Genomic DNA, 18,249 nt, shown 5'->3' on the forward strand with positions numbered 1-18,249 from the left:
CTCTTCGAGCCGGGGACCCGTGCCTGCCTGACCCTGCCGAGGGGATGTTTCACGTGAAACCGATCGACCCGCGTCTGCTGCGGTACGCCCGCTCCACCCGTCTCTTCCTGGGCGCGGTGGTGGCCCTCGGGCTGGCCGGGGCGGGGCTGGTCGTCGGTCAGGCGATGCTCATCGCCGAGATCGTGGTCGGTGCCTTCGAAAAGGGGCTGGACGGTGAGGCGCTCCGGACGCCACTGCTGCTGCTCGCGGCGGTGGCGCTGGGGCGCGGACTGATCGCCTGGCTCACGGAGCTGGCCGCCCACCGGGCCAGTGCCGCGGTCAAGTCCGAACTGCGGGGGCGACTGCTGGACCGGGCCGCCGATCTGGGGCCCGGATGGCTGAGCGGGCAGCGCACGGGATCGCTGGTGGCGCTGGCCACCCGGGGCGTGGACGCCCTCGACGACTACTTCTCCCGCTACCTGCCCCAACTGGGACTCGCGGTCGTCGTGCCGGTGGCGGTGCTCGCGCGGATCGTCACCGAGGACTGGGTGTCGGCGGCCATCATCGTCGTCACCCTGCCGCTGATCCCGCTGTTCATGATCCTCATCGGCATGGCCACCCAGTCCCGGATGGACCGCCAGTGGCGGCTGCTCTCGCGGCTGTCGGGGCATTTCCTGGATGTGGTGGAGGGCCTTGCGACCCTGAAGGTCTTCGGTCGGGCCAAGGCCCAGGCCGAGTCGATCCGCAAGATCACCGACGACTACCGTCAGGCCACGATGCGGACGTTGCGCATCGCCTTCCTCTCCTCCTTCGCCCTGGAACTCCTCGCCACGCTGTCGGTGGCCTTGGTGGCCGTGACCATCGGCATGCGGCTCGTGCACGGGGACCTCGACCTGTACACCGGACTCGTCATCCTGATCCTGGCCCCGGAGGCCTATCTGCCGCTGCGCCAGGTGGGAGCGCAGTACCACGCGGCGGCCGAGGGGCTGGCGGCAGCCGAGGAGATCTTCGAGGTGCTGGAGACCCCGGTCGCGCGGGGCGGCGGTTCGGTCGTCCCGCCGGCAGGCACCCCGCTTCGCATCGCGTTGGACGGTGTGGCCGTCCGGTACGAGGGCCGGGGCGAGGACTCGCCCGGACCGGTGTCTCTGGTCGTAGAACCGGGCGAGTGCGTGGCCCTCACCGGGCCGAGCGGCGCGGGCAAGTCCACGCTGTTGCAGGTGCTGCTGGGATTCGTGGAGCCGACCGCCGGGCGGGTGTCCGTCGCGGGCGTGGATCTGGCCGACCTGGCGCCCGAGCAGTGGCGGGAGCGGATCGCGTGGGTGCCGCAGCGGCCACACCTGTTCGCGGGCACGATCGCGGAGAACGTGCGACTGGCCAGGCCGGACGCGTCCGACGAAGCCGTCGCCGAGGCCCTCACGGACGCCGGGGCCCGGGAGTTCGTGAGCGCGCTGCCCCGTGGCGCGGACACGGTGCTCGGCGAGGGCGGGATGGGACTGTCCGCCGGCCAGCGCCAGCGCCTCGCGCTGGCCCGGGCCTTCCTGGCGGACCGGCCCGTACTGCTGCTGGACGAACCGACTGCCGCGTTGGACGGGGAGACCGAGGCCGCAGTCGTCGAGGCCGTACGGAAGCTCGCGATCGGGCGGACCGTCCTGCTGGTGGTGCACCGGCCGGCGCTGCTGGCCGTCGCCGACCGTGTCGTGGTCGTGGGGGCGGGCCCGGCGGGCCCCTCCCCGGTGGCGGACGCGCCCACGCCCGCAGGGATCCCGCGGGGAACGGGGCCGGTTCGGGGCACGGAACCGGCGGATCCCGGCGAGTGGATCCTCGGCGCCGCATCCGAGGGCGCCGCGAAGGAAGCGGGCACTGACGCGGGCGGGCGCGATCCGCTCCGGCGGGTGCGCGAGGTGGCCGCGGCCTGGCAGGGGCGGTTCCGGCTCGGGCTGTTGCTCGGCGCGCTGGCCGTCGGGTGCGGTGTCGGTCTGATGGCCGTTTCCGGGTGGCTGATCTCTCGGGCCTCGGAGCAACCGCCGGTCCTCTACTTGATGATGGCGGTCACGGCGACCCGTGCCTTCGGCATCGGGCGCGCCGTCTTCCGCTACGCCGAACGGCTGGTGTCGCACGACGCCGTCCTGCGGATGCTCGCCGATCTGCGGGTCTCGGTGTTCCGGCGGTTGGAGCGGATAGCCCCGGCCGGACTGCGCGAACAGCGGCGTGGGGATCTTCTGTCCCGGCTGGTGGCCGACGCGGACGCCCTGCAGGACTACTGGTTGCGCTGGCTCCTTCCCGTCGGCACGGCCGTACTCGTCGGCACCGGCTCGGTGGCCTTCACCGCCTGGCTGCTGCCGGAAGCCGGCGCCGTGCTCGCCGTCGGCCTGCTCGCGGCCGGTGTCGGAGTGCCCCTGGTCAGCGGCGCCGTCGCCCGCCGCGCCGAACGCCGGCTGTCCCCCGCCCGAGGCCGGCTCGCCACCCGGGTGGCCGACCTGCTGACCGGTACCGCCGAGCTGACCGTCGCCGGGGCGTTGGAGGGCCGGAAGGCCGCCGTGCGCGCGAGCGACCGGGGGCTGACCGACATCGCCTCGCGGGGCGCGGTTGCGACGGGGCTCGGCGGTGGACTGTCCGCCCTGGTGTGCGGTCTGACCGTGGTGGTCGCCGCCCTCTTCGGCGCGAACGCCGTGGTCGACGGCAGGCTGTCCGGGGTGACGATGGCGGTGGTCGTGCTGACTCCGCTGGCTGCCTTCGAGGCCGTCACCGGACTTCCGCTCGCGGTGCAGTACCGGCAGCGGGTTCGCCGCAGTGCCGAGCGGGTCTACGAGGTCATCGACGCGCCGGCTCCGGTCGCCGAACCGGACCGGCCGCACGCGATGCCCGTTTCGCCCTTCCCCCTGCGGGTGTCGGGGCTCACCGCCCGGCACCTCGGCCAGGAGCGGGACGCCTTGGAGGGGATCGAGCTGACGTTGGAGGCCGGCCGACGTGTCGCGGTCGTCGGGCCGTCGGGCTCGGGCAAGACCACGCTGGCACAGGTCCTGCTGCGATTCCTGGACCAGAACCAGGGCTCGTACACCCTGGGCGGGGTCGACACGCGCTCGCTCGACAGCGACGACGTGCGGCGGATCGTGGGCCTGTGTGCCCAGGACGCGCACATCTTCGACAGCTCGGTACGTGAGAACCTGCGCCTGGCCCGCACCGACGCGACCGAGGCACAGCTGAGGCAGGCGCTCGCCGCGGCGCGGCTGCTGGAGTGGGCCGACGGGCTTCCCGACGGTCTGGACACCCTCGTCGGCGAGCACGGGGAGCGGATCTCCGGCGGTCAGCGCCAACGGCTGGCCCTGGCCCGGGCGCTGCTCGCGGACTTCCCCGTCCTGGTCCTGGACGAGCCGGCCGAGCACCTCGACCTGGCGACGGCGGACGCGCTGACCGCAGACTTGTTGGCGGCCACCGAGGGCCGGACCACGTTGCTGATCACACACCGGTTGGCCGGCCTGGAGGCGGTGGACGAGGTGATCGTCCTGGATCGGGGAGCGGTCGTACAGCGCGGTGGGTACGAGGAGCTGGCCATCGTCGAGGGGCCCCTGCGGCGGCTCCTGGAGCGGGAGCGGGAGGCGGACGCACTGCCGGCCGGGAACAGCAGGCCGACTTTCCCCAATAAAGGGGACTAACTAGGCTCAAGGGCATGTCAGTGCAGGAGTCTCAGGAACCACCGGAACCATCACGGGGAACACCCGACCCGCTGGAGGCCGCCACCCAGGCCACCAGGAGTCTGCAGGGCCTCTCCACCGAGCTCACCGCCCGGGTGCCGCAACTGCTGGAGGCCATGCGCTCGGTCGGTACGGGCCTTGAACTGCACTCCACCCTCGACCGCATCTGCGAGACGGCCGCCGAGTTGGCCAACGCCCGCTACGCGGCGATCGGCGTCGTCGACACCGAGGGCCGCGGCCTTTCGGACTTCGTCACCTTCGGCATCGGCGCCGAGACGGCGCGGAAGATCGGCCATCGTCCGGACGGGAAGCGGGGCCTGCTCGGCGCACTCATCTCCCACCCGGACACCGTGCGGCTCGCCGATCTCACGAAGGATCCCCGGTCCTCGGGCTTCCCGGCCCATCACCCGCCCATGAAGACCTTCCTCGGTGTCCCGATCCGGGTGCAGGGCGAGATCTTCGGCAATCTGTACCTCGCCGAGAAGAACGGCGGCGGCGAGTTCAACGACTACGACGTCCACATGGTCCGCGTGCTGGCCACCGAGGCGGGCATCGCCATCGGCAACGCCCGGTTGTACGAGGCCGCCACCCAGCGCGAGCGGTGGATCGACGGCTCGGTGGCCGTCACCACGGCCCTGTTGTCCGGCGGGGACGCGGACGACGCCCTCGCGGTGGTGGCCGAGCAGGCCCGCCGGCTGGCCGACTCCGCGGCCGGGATCGTGCTGCTGCCTGCCGAGGACGGCGGGATGGAGATCGTCGCCGTGTCCGCCGAGAACCCGGCGACCTCGCTCGGAGTCGTCATCCCCGCCGAGAGCCCGGTGGTGGACAAGCTGCTGCGCGGCGAGCCCGTCTTCGTGGACGACGTCTCCTCCGACCCCCGCATGATCGGCAAGCTGACCAGCCAGTACGGTCCCTGCATGATGCTGCCGCTACACAGTGGCGGGCGGGTGCTCGGGGCGTTGGTCACCCCGCGGGCGCGTGGCAAGCGACCCTTCACCGAGTCCGAGCGGACCCTGGCGACCCAGTTCGCCTCCCAGGCCGCCCTCGCGTTGATGATGGCCGAGGCCCAGCGTGACAGGGAGCGGCTCGCGGTGTTCGAGGACCGCGACCGCATCGCCCGCGATCTGCACGACCTGGTGATCCAGCGGCTGTTCGCCACCGGAATGATGTTGGAGGGCGCGCAGCGACGGTCCCTCGTCCCGGAGGTCAGCGACGGGGTCGGGAAGGCCGTGGATGAACTGGACGTCACGATCCAGGAGATCCGCACAGCGATCTTCGCCCTCCAGCAGGGCCCGGCGGAAGCCCCTTCGGGATTGCGCACCCGAGTACTGCGAGAGATCAACATGGCCGCCGTCCCCCTCGGTTTCAAGCCCGCGCACCGATTCCTCGGCCCGATCGACGCGGTCGTGGGTGAACTGGTGGGCAAGAACCTGATCGCGGCCCTCCGCGAGGCACTGTCGAACGCGTTCCGGCACTCCGAGGCGTCCCGGATCGAGGTGGTCCTGGACTCCACCGTTCACCTCACCGACGGCCGGCCCGGCGTCCGGTTGGAGGTGGCGGACGACGGGGTGGGCATCACCGAGGGTGGCCGCCGCAGCGGGCTGAGGAACCTGCGTCGTCGAGCCGAGTCGCTCGGCGGGGCCAGCTGGTACGGACCGGGAATCGGCGAGGACGGCGGCGGGACCACCCTGGTCTGGGAGGCCCCGCTCTGAGCGCCCGGCGCCGGTCCCGTCGTGCCGCCGTCGGCGCCGGCCCGGCTGCATCCCGGCCCGGCCGCCTCCGGTTCGGCTCCTAGCCGGTGTGTTCGGTCAGGATGCGCTCGATGACGAGGGCGACCCCGTCTTCGTTGTTGGCGACCGTGCGGCCGGACGCGGCCGCGATCACGTCAGGATGGGCGTTGCCCATGGCGTACGAGGTACCCGCCCAGCTGAGCATTTCCACGTCGTTCGGCATGTCCCCGAAGGCGACCACCTCGGCGGGGGAAATCCCGCGCTCGGCGCAACACAGCGCCAGGGTGCTGGCCTTGGAGACTCCGAGTCCGCTGATCTCCAGCAGGGCGGTCGGGCTGGAGCGGGTGATCGACGCGTACCCGCCGGCGACGGAACGGGCCAGGCTCAGGAACGCGTCGGGTGCCAGTTCGGCATGGTGCGCGAGCAGTTTCAGCACGGGTTCCGCGCTGTCGTCGAGCTCCTCGTGCAGCAGCTTCTCGGCGGTGGCCACCGTGGCACCCGGGTCCTGGAAGAACGGCGGGTAAGCCGGCTCGTAATTGATCCCGGTGGTGCGTTCCACGGCGAAGGTCGTACCGGGAGCCGCGGTCCGCAGGGCGTCCACGACCGTGAGCGCGGTGGCCCGAGGGAGCCCCCGGACCTGTACGAACTCGGGGCCGGCGTGCAGGTCGACCACGGCCGCGCCGTTCGCGCAGATCGCCAGACCATGGCCGTGGACATGGTCGCTGACCACGCCCATCCAGCGGGCCGGGCGTCCGGTCACGAAGAAGACCTCGATCCCGGCCTCCTCGGCGGCGGCGAGTGCGGCGACGGTGCGGGGCGAGACGGTCTTGTCATCGCGCAGCAGGGTGCCGTCGAGGTCGGTGGCGATGAGCCGGGGAGAGGGGGTTGGCCCGTCCGGGCGCTGGGGAGCCGAGGTCACGGTTCCATCTTCGCCCATGGGCCCATGGCGCTGGACCAAGATCGGCCGGCCTGCCGTGCGGGATTCCCGCTGCTTTGTGGTGTCCCCGCGCGCCCGGGCGATGTTTCACGTGAAACATCGCCCGGGCGCGCGGGGACCGCGAATGTTTCACGTGAAACACGCGGGCACCGCCTTACGCTCGCCTGTATGAGTCTGCGTCTGAGCACTGTGATTCTCCCCATCCGACCGTGGCATGAAGGAGGCCGCGACCAGTGGTCGAGGGCCGAGGCGCTCGGGTTCCACACCGCGTACACCTACGACCACCTCACCTGGCGAACCTTCCGTGACGGCCCTTGGTACGGCGCGGTTCCCACCCTGACCGCGGCAGCCGGTGCCACCGAGCGGCTCCGGCTGGGCACGCTCGTCACCTCGCCGAACTTCCGGCACCCGGTGACCCTGGCCAAGGACCTCATGTCCCTGGACGACATCTCCGGCGGGCGTGTCACCCTCGGTATCGGCGCGGGCGGCAACGGCTTCGACGCGACCGCCCTGGGTCAGGAACCGTGGACCCCACGAGAGCGGGCCGACCGCTTCGCCGAGTTCGTACCGCTCCTGGACCGGCTGCTGACCGAGGACGCGGTGACCCAGGACGGCACCTTCTACTCCGCCGTGGAGGCCCGCAACATCCCCGGATGTGTTCAGCGGCCGCGGTTGCCGTTCGCGGTCGCGGCGACCGGGCCCCGCGGCATGAAGGTCGTGGCGCGGCACGGCCAGGCCTGGGTGACGGCGGGTGATCCGAAGGTCTTCGAGGGGACTCCCGAGCAGTCGCTGGAGGCCCTGCGCGGGCAGCTCGGCAAGCTGGAGAAGGCCTGCGTGGAGATCGACCGCGACTTCGGGGCGATGGAGAAGGTCCTGCTGACGGGGTTCACGCCGGAGCGCAACACACTGCTCGGATCTGTGGACGCGTTCGTCGACTTCGCCGGTCGCCATCAGGAGCTGGGCTTCACGGAACTGGTCGTCCACGCACCGATTCCGAACTCGGACTTCGCCGCCGACGAGGCCGTGTTCGAGCGCATCGCCACCGAGGCGCTGGCTCAGCTCGACGGCTGAGGCCACTGCCGGATCCGGACACGAGGGCCGTCCCCGTCCCGTCGCGATGAAGCGACGGGACGGGTCGGACCGCAGAGTGTCAGTCCCGCAGGGCGTCAGGGCGCCGGCCCTCAGGCCCTCAGGCCCGCAGGCGGGCGATGATCCGTTCCGCGTTCGGCAGCATCCATTCCTGCGGGACGCCTTCGGGCAGCGCCCGGATCTCCTCCATCAGCGCCGTGATCCGCTCGATGCCCGCTTCCGGGCGGCCCAGCTCCTGTTCGGTCCAGGCGGCGTTGTTCATGCACTGGAAGCGGTCCTCCAAGTGGTCGTGACCGAGCTCCGCGTAGACGGCCGCGGCCCGGTCCCACAGACGGATCTCCTCCCATCGCAGCGCCGTGAACTCCGTCTCGCCGAGCGCGGTGATCGCCGAGGCAGCGTTCTCCGCCCCGCCCTCGTCGTCGTTCTCCTCGGCGGGCCCTTCCATCGCCCGGACCTGACGATCCAGGACCTGGGCCGACTGATGCCAGGTCTGGGCGAGTTCGGCCCAGAGCTCCGGGTCCTGCGGATCGGCTGCCAACGCCGCCTCCAGCACTCCGGCGGCCTCGTCCATCAGGGCCCTGGACGCCGCCACCGTGTCCGCGGTGATCTCCTCGCGCAGCGCCAACCAGGCCAACGAACGCAGGATCCTCGCCTCCGCGACCGGCGCACCGCCCGCGCGCCGATACAGCTCCAGAGCCCGTTCGTACGCGGCGACCGCCTCTCGCACCAGCTCCGTGCCGGCGAGCTGGTCGGCCGCAGCCTGGGCGAAGCCCGCCTGGGGACGCGGGTCCTCCCAGTCCTTGGTGAGCTCCGCGGCGTGCAGGTACTGCTCCGCCGAGGCCGGCAGCTCCCGTACCTCGCGCAGGAGATCCCCGAGAAACTCCCGGACGAAGACGGCCTGCTGTTCACCGTGCTCCAACAGATCCGGCAGCGTCGACTGCACCACCTCCGCAGCGTCGGCGTACCGCTCGGTCCGCGCGTACGCCCGAGCCAGCAGCAGCCGCGCCTGCGCGCCCCCATCCGCGCTCAGCCCCGCCTGGTCGAACCAGTGCGCCGCCGTCAGCGCGTGTTCGGCGGCCTCCTCGGCTCCGTCGCGTCGACGCAGCAGAGTGTCGGCCAAGGTGAGCCGCACGACGCCTTGTTCCTCGGGATCGGTCAGCTCGGCGGAGTGTTCGAGTCCGGACCGGGCAGCTTCCTCCGCCTCCTCGGGCCTGCCCAGCGAGAGCAGCACGCCGGCCCGCAGCACCAGGGCGTCGACCGCCTGCCAGGGGTAGCCCGCCGCGACGGCGCGGTCGGCGGACGCGGCCAGCGACGACAGGGCCCGTTCCGGGTCGCCCTGCGCGAGGATCACCCGGCCCAGCATTTCCTGCGCCTCCGCCGCCACGTCGGGCAACGCCCCCACGTACGAGGTGATGAAGGAGTCCAGCTCGGCGGCCAGTGCGGCGTGGCCGTGATCCTGCTCGTGCTCGTGCTCGTGGTCGTGCCCGGACTCGTCGTGCTCGTGGGTGGCCTCGATCGACCGCAGATACGGTTCGAGTCGGATCGTGGTCAGCTCGGCGCGTGCGACGCGGAGGGCCCGTGCCGGGTCGGCCGGATCCAGCGCCTCGGCGGCTCTGACGGCCGTCGCGAGCAGCCTCCGCGTCTCCGCCGGATCCGCCCCGGTCTGTGCGGCGACGCCCGCCAGGCGCAGCTCCGCCAGTGCGGCGCGCTCCGCCTGTCCCAGGGTCCGGTAGCGGTCCCGGGCGGCTGCCAGCAATTGCGCCGCCTCGGGGGCTCCGGCACGAGCCGCGGAGACGGCCCGGTGGTCCGCCAGGTCCGCGGAGAGCAGCGGATCCACCTCCGACTCGGCGAGGGCCGCCACGCGTGCGGCGAGTTCGGACCAGAGCGCATCCGCCCCCGGGTGTCCCTGCTCGCGGGCACGACGGGCCCGCGCCGCCGACGCGTCCACGCCGGCACGTACCGAGGTGTCCGGGTCGGCCGGGACGGGCGTCCGGGCCGGGATGGGCGTCGGGGCAGCGGTCGGTGCGGCTTGCGGCAGCGCCGAACTGCGCACTCCGAGGGGCAACACGTCGACCAGTGGGGCCCGACCGAGCCGGGCGAGGAACCGGTCGGACACGCGGCTGTTGCCGTTGCGCGCGTCGAACCGGTGCGCGATGTCCAGGCAGCCGGCGCGCAGCACGGCGTACAGCTCGTCGACGGAGCGGGCGGATCCCTCGTAGGGAACGGACGCCCCGGCGCCGTGGCCGAGCGTGGCCAGCCGCTCCAACAGGACGAGCACACCGCCGTGGAAGTCCAGTTGGGCCTTGACGTCGGTGAGCGGCTTGAGGTGCGTGTCGTGGTCGAAGAGAATCTCCAGTCCGCGTGCCTCGTTGCCGGTGAGGGCGCAGAACTCGATGTGCTGGCCGATCGAGCGCAGCAGGCTCTCGTTGCCGCGCGCCAGTCGGTAGCCACGCAGGTGATGGGCGCGGGCCTCGTCGAAGCGGCCCTGGTGGAGCAGGGGAAGCAAGGATCGGGCGAGTACCCGGTGCGGTTCCTCCCGACAGGTCTGCTTCCCCGCGAGCACCGGCTCCCAGATCTCGATCGCCTTGGCGTCGTCGCCCTTCGTGGCCCAGAACGCGCCCTGGCTGTTGGTCTCGCAGGCGTGGCAGTCGCTCATCTCGTCGCGCTCGGCGGCCTGCCAGGCGGCGACCGCGCGCTCCGCGCGCTCGTCGTCGCCGATGGCGTCCGCCAGGTAGTACTCGGACTGACGCACCGCGCGCTCGCTGTATCCGGCGAGGCGGTAGCGACGCTCCATGTCCTCCAGATAGCCGGCGGCGGAAGACAGCGGGATCTCGGGCGAGTTGATGATCTGGCCGGAGACCCACTTGAAGCGCCAGAAGAGGGAGTGGGCCTCGCCCCGGTCGAAGGTGCCGGGATCGCGGTCGTACTCCTGGAGCAGCCGGGCGAAGGGGACCATCATGCGGGTGCGTTCCGAGCTGTACTCGTACGCGTCGATCAGGGTCACCAGCGCGTTCCGGAACAGGGCCCGGTCACCGCAGACCTCGGCCGCCGCGGCGAGTGCCTCGGCCTGGGCGTTGCGTGCGGCGCCGTGAGGGAGGAGGTGGTTCTCGTGCAGCGCCTTCCGGATCTCCTCCGGGGTCATGTTGCTCACTTCTCGTTCTCCCGCGTTTCGATGGAGTGGGTCGCCCATTCCAGGAGGCCCAGGAAGGCGCGGTTGAGCAGGGTGGAGTCGGCGGGGCGCAGCGGTCGCTGGGACATCAACAGTGCCTGGCCGTAGAGCGATTCGACGGCGGTCGCGGTCAGGGTCGTGTCGGGGAGGTTCGCGATGCGGCGGATCAGGGGGTTGTTGTGGTTGAGGACCAGGCGGGCGCGCGGCGCGGAACCGCGCAGGGCACCGAGGATGCCGGTCCACAGGGAATCGGCGCTGTCGAGGGCCGCGGTCCGGTCGCGTTCCTGGCGGGCCTGCCGGTCGTCGAGGTAGAGCGCGGGGACGGACACGGGCTGGAAGGCGCGCAGCACCACGTCGCAGCTCTGGGGTTCGAGCCGGGTGCGGGCGGTGGACAGGAAGGAGGCGAGGGCCAGTTCGACGCTGGTCGGGACCGGGTCGAGTCGCTCGGTGACGGCGCCGGCGTCCAGCTCGGTGACCTTGAGTTCGGGTCGTACGGCGGGAAGGAGGGCCAGCAGGTCGGCGTCGTAGGTGTAGCCGGCGTTGATGACGCCGAGGCCGTGGGCCGCGGCGATCGGGGCGATCTGGCGGAACTCCTCGACGGTGCGAGTGAAGTGGATGTCGGTGTGCGCGGCGGCGAACTCCTCGAGGCTCATAGACCCCTCGCTGGTCTCGAACGGCAACCAGGGCAGCATCAGGCCGAGGAGTTCGGCGTCGTGCCGGGCCAGGGACTTCACGCCGAGGTGGTGGACGGCGAGGAAGGAAGCCAGCCGTTCCGGGTCACTCGCGGCGAGTTCGGCGAGCCAGGCACGGATCCGGGCACCGAGGGCCTCGCGGACCGCGGCGAGGGTCTCGTCGTCGTACAGGTTCTCGCGGGAGGCGGTGGGCCGCAGGGTGTCGGTGTCGAGCACGACGCGGACGAAGAAGGCCCACTCGGGCAGCAGGTTGTCGGCCTGGTCGGTCAGCAGCATGCCCTTGAGGTGGACCCGGTGTCCGGCCCGGTGGGCGGGGCTGGTGGGTTCGGCGAGGACGTAGGCGACTCCGCGCACGCCGGCAACGGGCAGGTCGAGGTCGATGCTGTCGAGCGGGGTGAAACCGAAGAGCTGCGCGCAGTGTCCGGCGAGCGCGACGCGACGGGCGGCCGGGGTGCGGAAGGAGCGGTCCCACACCGCGGGGCGATCGGTGATCGGGCGGGGCTCGCCGCCTTCGCCGTCGTCGAAGGTGATGTCGTGGTGGAGCAGTGAGCCGTAGTCGCGTGCGAGCCGTTCGACCCTGGCGGGCTCGGTCCATTCCTCGGCGCCCGGGCGGGTCTCCAGGTGGACGGTCGTACCGGGTTCCGGGCGCGCTTCGTGGGGAAGCTCGCGGACGGTGTAGGAACCGTCGTCCGTGGCCAGCCATTCCACGGGTGCCGCGAGGGGGTCGCGTGCGGACCGGGTGACGACGCGGATCTGACGCGCGACGACGAAGCAGGCGAGCAGTCCGATGCCGAACTGGCCCAGGAACTGCCGGCGGGTGTCCTCCAGGCCCTGTTCCTCGATCCCGCCGTTGCCGCGCTTGGAGCTGCGGCCGATGGTGGCGAGGAGGGAGTGGGCCTCGGCCGCGGTCAGGCCGATGCCGGAGTCCTCGATGGTGACACGGCCGGCGGAGGCGGTGAGGCGGATGTGGGCCTGTGCGTCGGGCTGGTGCGCGTGGCGGGCGGTGATGGCGTCGACGGCGTTCTGGAGCAGCTCGCGGACGTAGACGCGCGGGCTGGAGTACAGGTGGTGGGAGAGCAGGTCCACCAGGCCGCGCAGGTCGACCTGGAAGCTGTTGACCGCGGGTTCGGTCGGGGCTTCGGACGGGGTTTCGGATGCGGCGCCGGATGCGACGTCGGACGGGGCGTCGGATGCGGCTTCGGGAGTGGATTCGGACGTGGATTCGGGCGTCATGGGGCGTCACCTCACGTGTTCGCATGGATGGTTCGGCGATCGCGAGGTGCCCCCCTCACCGATCCCGGAGTGGGAACAGGTTAGGGGGATGATCTGACATTTTCCCTGTGAATTGTGTGGGCCCGCGTCACTGGAAGCGCAGGAACTCCGGCGGTACGGCGTCCACCAACCACACGCCGTTGGCGCTGATCCGGAACACGTGTCCGGCCGCCCGCATCGCGCCCGCGTCCACGCTGAGTACGACCGGCCGGCCGCGTCGCGCGCCCACCCTGGTCGCGGTCTCCCGGTCCGGGGACAGGTGGACGTGGTGACGGGCCATCGGGCGCAGGCCCTCGGCGCGGATGGCGGCGAGGGCCGCGGTGACGGTGCCGTGGTAGAGGTACGCGGGCGGTTCGGCTTCGGGGAGGTCCAGGTCCACGGCGACCGTGTGTCCCTGGCTTGCCCTGATGCGGGTGCCGTCGATGGCGAAGCGCTGTTTGTCGTTGGCCGCGACGACGTGGTCGAGTTCCGTCCGGGTGAGGGGGAACCCGTGGCCGACCGCCGCGTTCAGGAGGTCGTCGATCTCCACCCACCCGTGTGGATCGAGCACCAGTCCGATTCGTTCCGGCTGGTGTCGCAGGTGTTTCGAGACGTATTTGGACACCTTCACGGTGCGTCTGTCATCCATGGCCCCAGCGTGCCGGGTCGCGAGCCTTCGCGGCAGTGATTTTCGGCCCGGCCGCCGAACCTGGACTCCCTCTATCGCATTTCCAGGATACGGAATACATTTTCCGCTGAGTTGCCGTCCTTGGGGGAGAAATCATGACAATCGATGCTTCGCTGCCACGTCGTGCGACCGCCGAGCTCATCGGTACCGCAGGCCTGCTCGTGGTGGTGATCGGTTCGGGGATCCAGGCGGCCGCCCTGAGCCGAGACACCGGTGTCGCCCTCGTCGCCAACTCGCTCGCCTCCGCCATCGGCCTCGGCCTGATCATCACGCTCTTCGGGCCGTTGTCGGGCGCTCACCTCAACCCGGTGGTCACGCTCACCTCCTGGTGGGCCCGTCGCACCGGAGGGCAGGGGGTCGACGGCAGGGACGCCCTCGTCTACACGGCCGCCCAGACCGTGGGCGCCATCGGTGGCGCGCTCCTCGCCGAGGCCATGTTCGGACGGATGCCGGGGACCTTCGCCACCCGGGTCCGCGGGGGCGGGCACCTGCTGATCGGCGAGATCGTCGCCACCGCAGGGCTGGTACTGGTCATCCAGGGACTCGGCCGGATCGGCCGGGCCAAGCTGATCCCGGCCGCCGTCGCCGCGTACATCGCGGCCGCGATCTGGTTCACCTCGTCGGGCTCCTTCGCCAATCCCGCGGGCACCGTCGGACGCGCCTTCAGCGACTCCTTCACCGGGATCGCCCCGCAGTCGCTGCCCGGTTTCGTGGCGGCCCAGTTGCTGGGCGGGATCATCGGCCTCGCCCTCGCCGGGGTGCTCTACGGCAGCGCCCGCACCGACCGCACCGCCCGCACCGACCGCACCGACCGCGCCGACCGCGCCGACCGCGCCGACCGCGCCGACCACGGTGCCCGGCGCGCAGCCGGTTCGGACGCCCGATCGGACGCGGGATCGGGTGCGGGGCCGGACGACGGGCAGGGGGCGGGTCCGGACGCCGCGACGGACACCACGTCCGGCGCGGGCCCCGACGGAGGGCGGCGCGACGCCCGGCCCGGAACCGGCGGAGCGGGGATCGAGCCGGAGACGAAGATGGCCGATATTGCCCGCCCCGGCACCCGGCTGGGTATCACTGCTTGAGACCGGCAAGGGTTGCCCACAGGAATACTTGACTTGTCCACAGCCGATTCAGTCGGTTTTGCAGGCAAGGGGGCGATTCGCCCTGTGGACTACTGATCGAGTACTACCGGCCGCTCCTGCCGACCAGTTCGTTCATGGTCCGGGCCTGGATCTCCCGTTCCGTCGCCGCCCGGACGAACTCCGCCACATGGTCGGGACCCACCAGCTCCTGCACCGCCCGTACCGTCGCTGCCGGCAACGCCACCGGGGTGGGCCCGGAGGGCTGCGCGGCCCCGGCCGCGCCCAGGTGCTGCTGGAGGTGGCGGGTGGCCAGTAGCCTCATGGCCCGTGCCAGCTCCGCGTCCACCGTCTGTTGGGCCAGCGGCCGCAGCCTTCGGACCATCGACGCCGCTTCCGCCGCGTCCGTGTCCGTGGGCGGGACGTGCCCCAGATAGCGGGCGAAGACGTGCTCGGTGGTGAACTCCAGGAAGCGCGAGGCGATGTGCTCGACCTGCCCGCGCAACTCCCGCAGATGGCCGGTGATCGCCACGAGCGGCACCCCCGCCGCGTACAGCTCCGAGGCCACCGCCAGTTCCTGTGGGGACGGCACCAGGAACTCGTCCGGGCGGCCCGGGATGCGTTCCAGCACCCCGAGCTCGCACGCCTCGCCGACCGCGTCGTCGTCGGGTCGTCCGCCGAACCGCTCGTTGAGTTCGGACCGGCTGATCCGGTCCGCCTCCTCGTCGGTCCACGGCCCGTGCACCTCGGCCACCAGGCCCAGGACGCCGCCCAGCCCGCGCCCCGCGTCCCACGCCTCCAGCAACTCCTTGATGGAGGCCAGCGTGTATCCGCGGTCCAGCAGGTCCGCGATCTGGCGCAGTCGCGCCAGGTGCGTGTCCCGGTAGACGTTCGAACGGCCTCGTCGCTCCGGCTTCGGCAGCAGACCGCGGTCCTGGTACGCCCTGATCGTGCGCACCGTCGCGCCGCTGTGGTGCGCCAGATCCTCGATCCGGTACTCGGCTACCGCCTGATCGGACAATCCCGGCTCCCTACGACATGGGGGCTCGGCCGACCGCGCCCGCCGCGGTCCGGGCGGCAGGTGGCGCCGCCAGGTACTCCACCGCCCTGCGCAGCGAGCCCTCCTGCGAGGGATGGTACGACCGCCACAGTGAGCGGGGTATGGCCCTGCCGCGCTCTCTCCGCGTCGGCGGGGTCCGCGCGGCCCCGTCGCCCTGCCGCTCACCCCCGGGTTCCGGCCCGTTCACAGACGGGGCTCCAGTTTCGCGATCCGTCGCAGGGCGCCCGGCGCGAGCCGGGACAACAACAGGGCGCCCTTGGACTCGGGTGTCACCGGCACCACGGCCTGGTTCTTCACGACGGCCAGCAAGATCGCGTCCGCGACCTTCTCCGGCGGGAAGTTGCGCAGGCCGTACAAGCGCGAGGAGCGCTCCTGCCGGCGCTTCTCCTCGGCCTCGTCCACGCCGGCGAAGCGGGAGGTGGCGGTGATGTTGGTGTTGACGATGCCGGGACAGATGGCCGAGACGCCGATCGACTTCGAGGCGAGTTCCGCGCGCAGGCACTCCGACAGCATCAACACGGCGGCCTTGGAGGTGCTGTACGCGGGCAGCGTCTTGGAGGGCAGATAGGCGGCGGCCGAGGCGGTGTTGACGATGTGACCGCCCTGATCGCGGTCGGCCATCTGCTTGCCGAAGATCCGGCAGCCGTGGATGACACCCCACAGATTGACGTCGAGGACCTTCTTCCAGTCCTCGGCGCTGGTGTCGAGGAACGATCCGGAGAGCCCGATCCCGGCGTTGTTGACCAGGACGTCCACGATTCCGTACTCGGCGGCGACCTTCTCCGCGAGCTTCTCCATCGCCTGCTCGTCGCTGACGTCCACGCATTCGCCCCAGGCCTGGGGGGCTCCCACCAGGCGGGCCATGTCGGCGGTGCGCGCCGCGCCTTCCGCGTCCCGGTCCACGCACACGACCCGGGCCCCGGCCTCGGCGAAGGCGAAGGCGGTGGCGCGTCCGATGCCGCTGGCCGCGCCGGTGACCAGGACCAGTTGGCCGCCGAACCGGTCGGCGTACCGGCCGGGGGCCTTGTGCTCCGGGGCCCGCGCCGCCGGTTCCTCGCGCGCGTTGACGAACTCGGTGATCCAGGAAGCCAGTTGATCCGGTCGGGTGCGCGGCACCCAGTGCTTCGCGGGCAGGGTGCGTCGTACCAGGTCAGGAGCCCACAGTTCGAGTTCGTCGTAGAGCCGCTCGGACAGGAACGCGTCCCCGGTGGGCGTGATCAGCTGCACGGGTACGTGCGCGTAGGCGTCGGCGCGCGGCCTGCGCATCCGGGACCGCACGTTGTCGCGGTAGAGCCACGCCCCGTGCGCGGCGTCCGAGGGCAGGGACGCCGTCGGGTAGTCGCCGGCCGGGACCTTCTCCATGCGCTGGAGGATCCGGGGCCACTGCTTGCCGAGCGGTCCGCGCCAGGCCAGCTCGGGCAGCACCGGAGTGTGCAGCATGGCGACGTACCAGGACTTCGCCCCCTGGTTGAGGAGTTGGGCGGCCCGGCGAGGGGTGGGCCGGGCCATCCGCTTCTTGATCCAGTGCCCGAAGTGGTCGAGGGAGGGCCCCGACATGGAGGTGAACGAGGCGATCCGGCCCTCGGTGCGGGAGACCGTCGCGAATTCCCAGCCCTGTACGGAGCCCCAGTCGTGTCCGACCAGGTGCACCGGCCGGTCCGGGCTCACCGCGTCGGCGACGGCCAGGAAGTCGTCCGTCAGCTTCTCCAGGGTGAAGCCGCCGCGCAGCGGGACGGGGGCCGACGAGCGGCCGTGGCCCCGTACGTCGTACAGCACCACGTGGAAGTGTTCGGCCAGCCGCCGGGCGACCTCCGACCAGACCTCCTTGCTGTCCGGGTAGCCGTGCACCAGCACGACGGTCGGCCGGTCCACCTCCCCCAGCTCGACGACGCACAGTTCGATCCCGCCGGTGCTCACCCGGCGCTCGCGCGCGCCTTCCAGACCCGTTCCGCCGATGCCGCTCATGCCGCCTTCTCCTCAGCCCAGCGCCGCACGTGCGGCAGATCGTCGTCCAACCAGAAGGCGCTTTCCTCGGGGTCCCGGGAGTCGGTGACGACCAGGATCTCCTCGAACTTCGCGCCGGTCCCACGAAAGCCCAGGTGCGGCTCCACCGCCCACAGGCCGGGCCGCGGCACGTGATCGGAGAAGTGGTAGGGGCTCCACAGGGGTGACCAGCCCTCGCGGTGGCCGTGCAGGGCGTCGCTCGCCAGGCCCTTGAGGGACTGGGTGCCGAACCCGAACGCGGTCGGTGACCAGCGCCGTTCCCGGACCCGGTCCAGCTTGTGGGCGATCACGCCGAAGGGATAGGCCCGGTGGCGGTTGGCGTAGCCCTGCCGGGTCATGAGTCGTTCGACGTTCTCGTATATCTCGCGCAGGGACCGGCGCTCGCGGACCTGGCTCAGGATCAGCTCGCGGTGCGGTCGCAGGTCCGCCATCAAGCGGTCCTGGACGGGATGCAGACCGAGGCTCCCCGAGTAGCCGACGTCTGCGGCGTAGCCCTTGTGGACCGGGGCCATGTCGAGGATGAAGGGCATCCCCGGTTCCAACCTCCGGTTCGTCGGGAAGAACTGCAGGGGGATCTTGAAGTTCGCGAAGGCCGTGCGGTCCCCGAACCACGCGAACGGCATGTGGAACCAGTCCCGCACGCCGCGCTCGCGCAGCCACTCGCGCTGCATCCGCGCCGCCTCGCGCTCGGTCACGCCCGGCCGGAGTTGCGCTGCCACGGCTTCGGCGCACTCGTAGGCGAGGCGTTGGACCTCCCTGAATCCGCGCAGTTCGGCGCTGAGCCCGGCGACTCCCGCGGCCCCGGTCGCTCCGGTGAATGCGGAGCGTCGCGTCGTGCGTTGCTTGGTTTCCCCAGCCATGCCAGCCGTCCGTCCGTGT

The 18,249-nt window shown here is 71.7% G+C and carries 11 protein-coding genes and 1 pseudogene; 4 read left to right on the plus strand and 8 right to left on the minus strand.

Annotated features, from left to right (window positions below; genetic code table 11):
• Positions 1 to 53: 53 nt before the first annotated feature.
• Together cydD and ACQEVM_RS01755 are read left to right on the plus strand one after the other, a co-directional pair.
• Positions 54 to 3,632 (plus strand): thiol reductant ABC exporter subunit CydD, encoded by a 3,579-nt coding sequence (cydD, locus tag ACQEVM_RS01750; RefSeq protein WP_433073876.1) that lies wholly within the window; start codon positions 54 to 56, stop codon positions 3,630 to 3,632.
• Positions 3,633 to 3,646: 14 nt separating this feature from the next.
• Positions 3,647 to 5,383: a sensor histidine kinase gene (locus ACQEVM_RS01755; RefSeq protein ID WP_433073879.1), complete on the plus strand. Its 1,737-nt coding sequence runs from the start codon at positions 3,647 to 3,649 to the stop codon at positions 5,381 to 5,383.
• A gap of 79 nt (positions 5,384 to 5,462) precedes the next feature.
• Here the strand turns inward: ACQEVM_RS01755 and ACQEVM_RS01760 are convergent, their stop codons facing one another.
• Complete coding sequence (locus tag ACQEVM_RS01760; RefSeq protein WP_433073882.1) at positions 5,463 to 6,338, minus strand: Cof-type HAD-IIB family hydrolase; 876 nt, start codon at positions 6,336 to 6,338, stop codon at positions 5,463 to 5,465.
• Between the two features lie 168 nt (positions 6,339 to 6,506).
• On the opposite strand from ACQEVM_RS01760, the gene ACQEVM_RS01765 reads away from it, so the two are divergent.
• Positions 6,507 to 7,409: an LLM class flavin-dependent oxidoreductase gene (locus ACQEVM_RS01765; RefSeq protein ID WP_433073885.1), complete on the plus strand. Its 903-nt coding sequence runs from the start codon at positions 6,507 to 6,509 to the stop codon at positions 7,407 to 7,409.
• Positions 7,410 to 7,527: 118 nt separating this feature from the next.
• On the opposite strand, the gene ACQEVM_RS01770 is transcribed toward ACQEVM_RS01765, so the two are convergent.
• From ACQEVM_RS01770 to ACQEVM_RS01780, 3 genes are all read right to left on the minus strand, one after another.
• Complete coding sequence (locus ACQEVM_RS01770; RefSeq protein ID WP_433073888.1) at positions 7,528 to 10,578, minus strand: tetratricopeptide repeat protein; 3,051 nt, start codon at positions 10,576 to 10,578, stop codon at positions 7,528 to 7,530.
• On the minus strand, positions 10,575 to 12,521 hold the full coding sequence (locus ACQEVM_RS01775; RefSeq protein ID WP_433073891.1) for an HSP90 family protein: 1,947 nt from the start codon (positions 12,519 to 12,521) through the stop codon (positions 10,575 to 10,577). Before ACQEVM_RS01775 ends, ACQEVM_RS01770 begins: the two co-directional genes overlap by 4 nt.
• Positions 12,522 to 12,648: 127 nt before the next feature.
• The gene (locus ACQEVM_RS01780; RefSeq protein WP_433073894.1) at positions 12,649 to 13,188 is read right to left on the minus strand and encodes an RNA 2'-phosphotransferase; all 540 of its coding nucleotides are present in this window, start codon (positions 13,186 to 13,188) and stop codon (positions 12,649 to 12,651) included.
• Between the two features lie 134 nt (positions 13,189 to 13,322).
• Here ACQEVM_RS01780 and ACQEVM_RS01785 point away from each other — a divergent pair, with 134 nt between their 5' ends.
• Positions 13,323 to 14,309 carry an aquaporin gene (locus ACQEVM_RS01785; protein ID WP_433073897.1) on the plus strand — a complete coding sequence of 329 codons (987 nt, stop codon included), beginning with the start codon at positions 13,323 to 13,325 and terminating at the stop codon, positions 14,307 to 14,309.
• A 103-nt stretch (positions 14,310 to 14,412) separates the two neighbouring features.
• Here the strand turns inward: ACQEVM_RS01785 and ACQEVM_RS01790 are convergent, their stop codons facing one another.
• The 4 genes and pseudogenes from ACQEVM_RS01790 to ACQEVM_RS01805 all read right to left on the minus strand — a co-directional run bounded on the left by ACQEVM_RS01790 (position 14,413) and on the right by ACQEVM_RS01805 (position 18,230).
• A complete protein-coding gene (locus ACQEVM_RS01790) occupies positions 14,413 to 15,327 on the minus strand; it encodes a MerR family transcriptional regulator (RefSeq protein WP_433073900.1) in 915 nt (304 codons plus the stop codon).
• A 10-nt stretch (positions 15,328 to 15,337) separates the two neighbouring features.
• A pseudogene (locus tag ACQEVM_RS01795) lies at positions 15,338 to 15,496 on the minus strand (metal-dependent hydrolase); the annotation flags it as partial.
• Between the two features lie 53 nt (positions 15,497 to 15,549).
• A complete protein-coding gene (locus tag ACQEVM_RS01800; RefSeq protein WP_433073903.1) occupies positions 15,550 to 17,331 on the minus strand; it encodes an SDR family oxidoreductase in 1,782 nt (593 codons plus the stop codon).
• On the minus strand, positions 17,328 to 18,230 hold the full coding sequence (locus ACQEVM_RS01805; protein WP_433073906.1) for a M24 family metallopeptidase: 903 nt from the start codon (positions 18,228 to 18,230) through the stop codon (positions 17,328 to 17,330). The genes ACQEVM_RS01800 and ACQEVM_RS01805 overlap by 4 nt, the downstream gene beginning before the upstream one ends.
• Positions 18,231 to 18,249: the final 19 nt, after the last annotated feature.

It is taken from the genome of Streptomyces sp. CA-243310, assembly GCF_050936775.1.
In the GTDB taxonomy this organism is placed as follows: domain Bacteria; phylum Actinomycetota; class Actinomycetes; order Streptomycetales; family Streptomycetaceae; genus Streptomyces.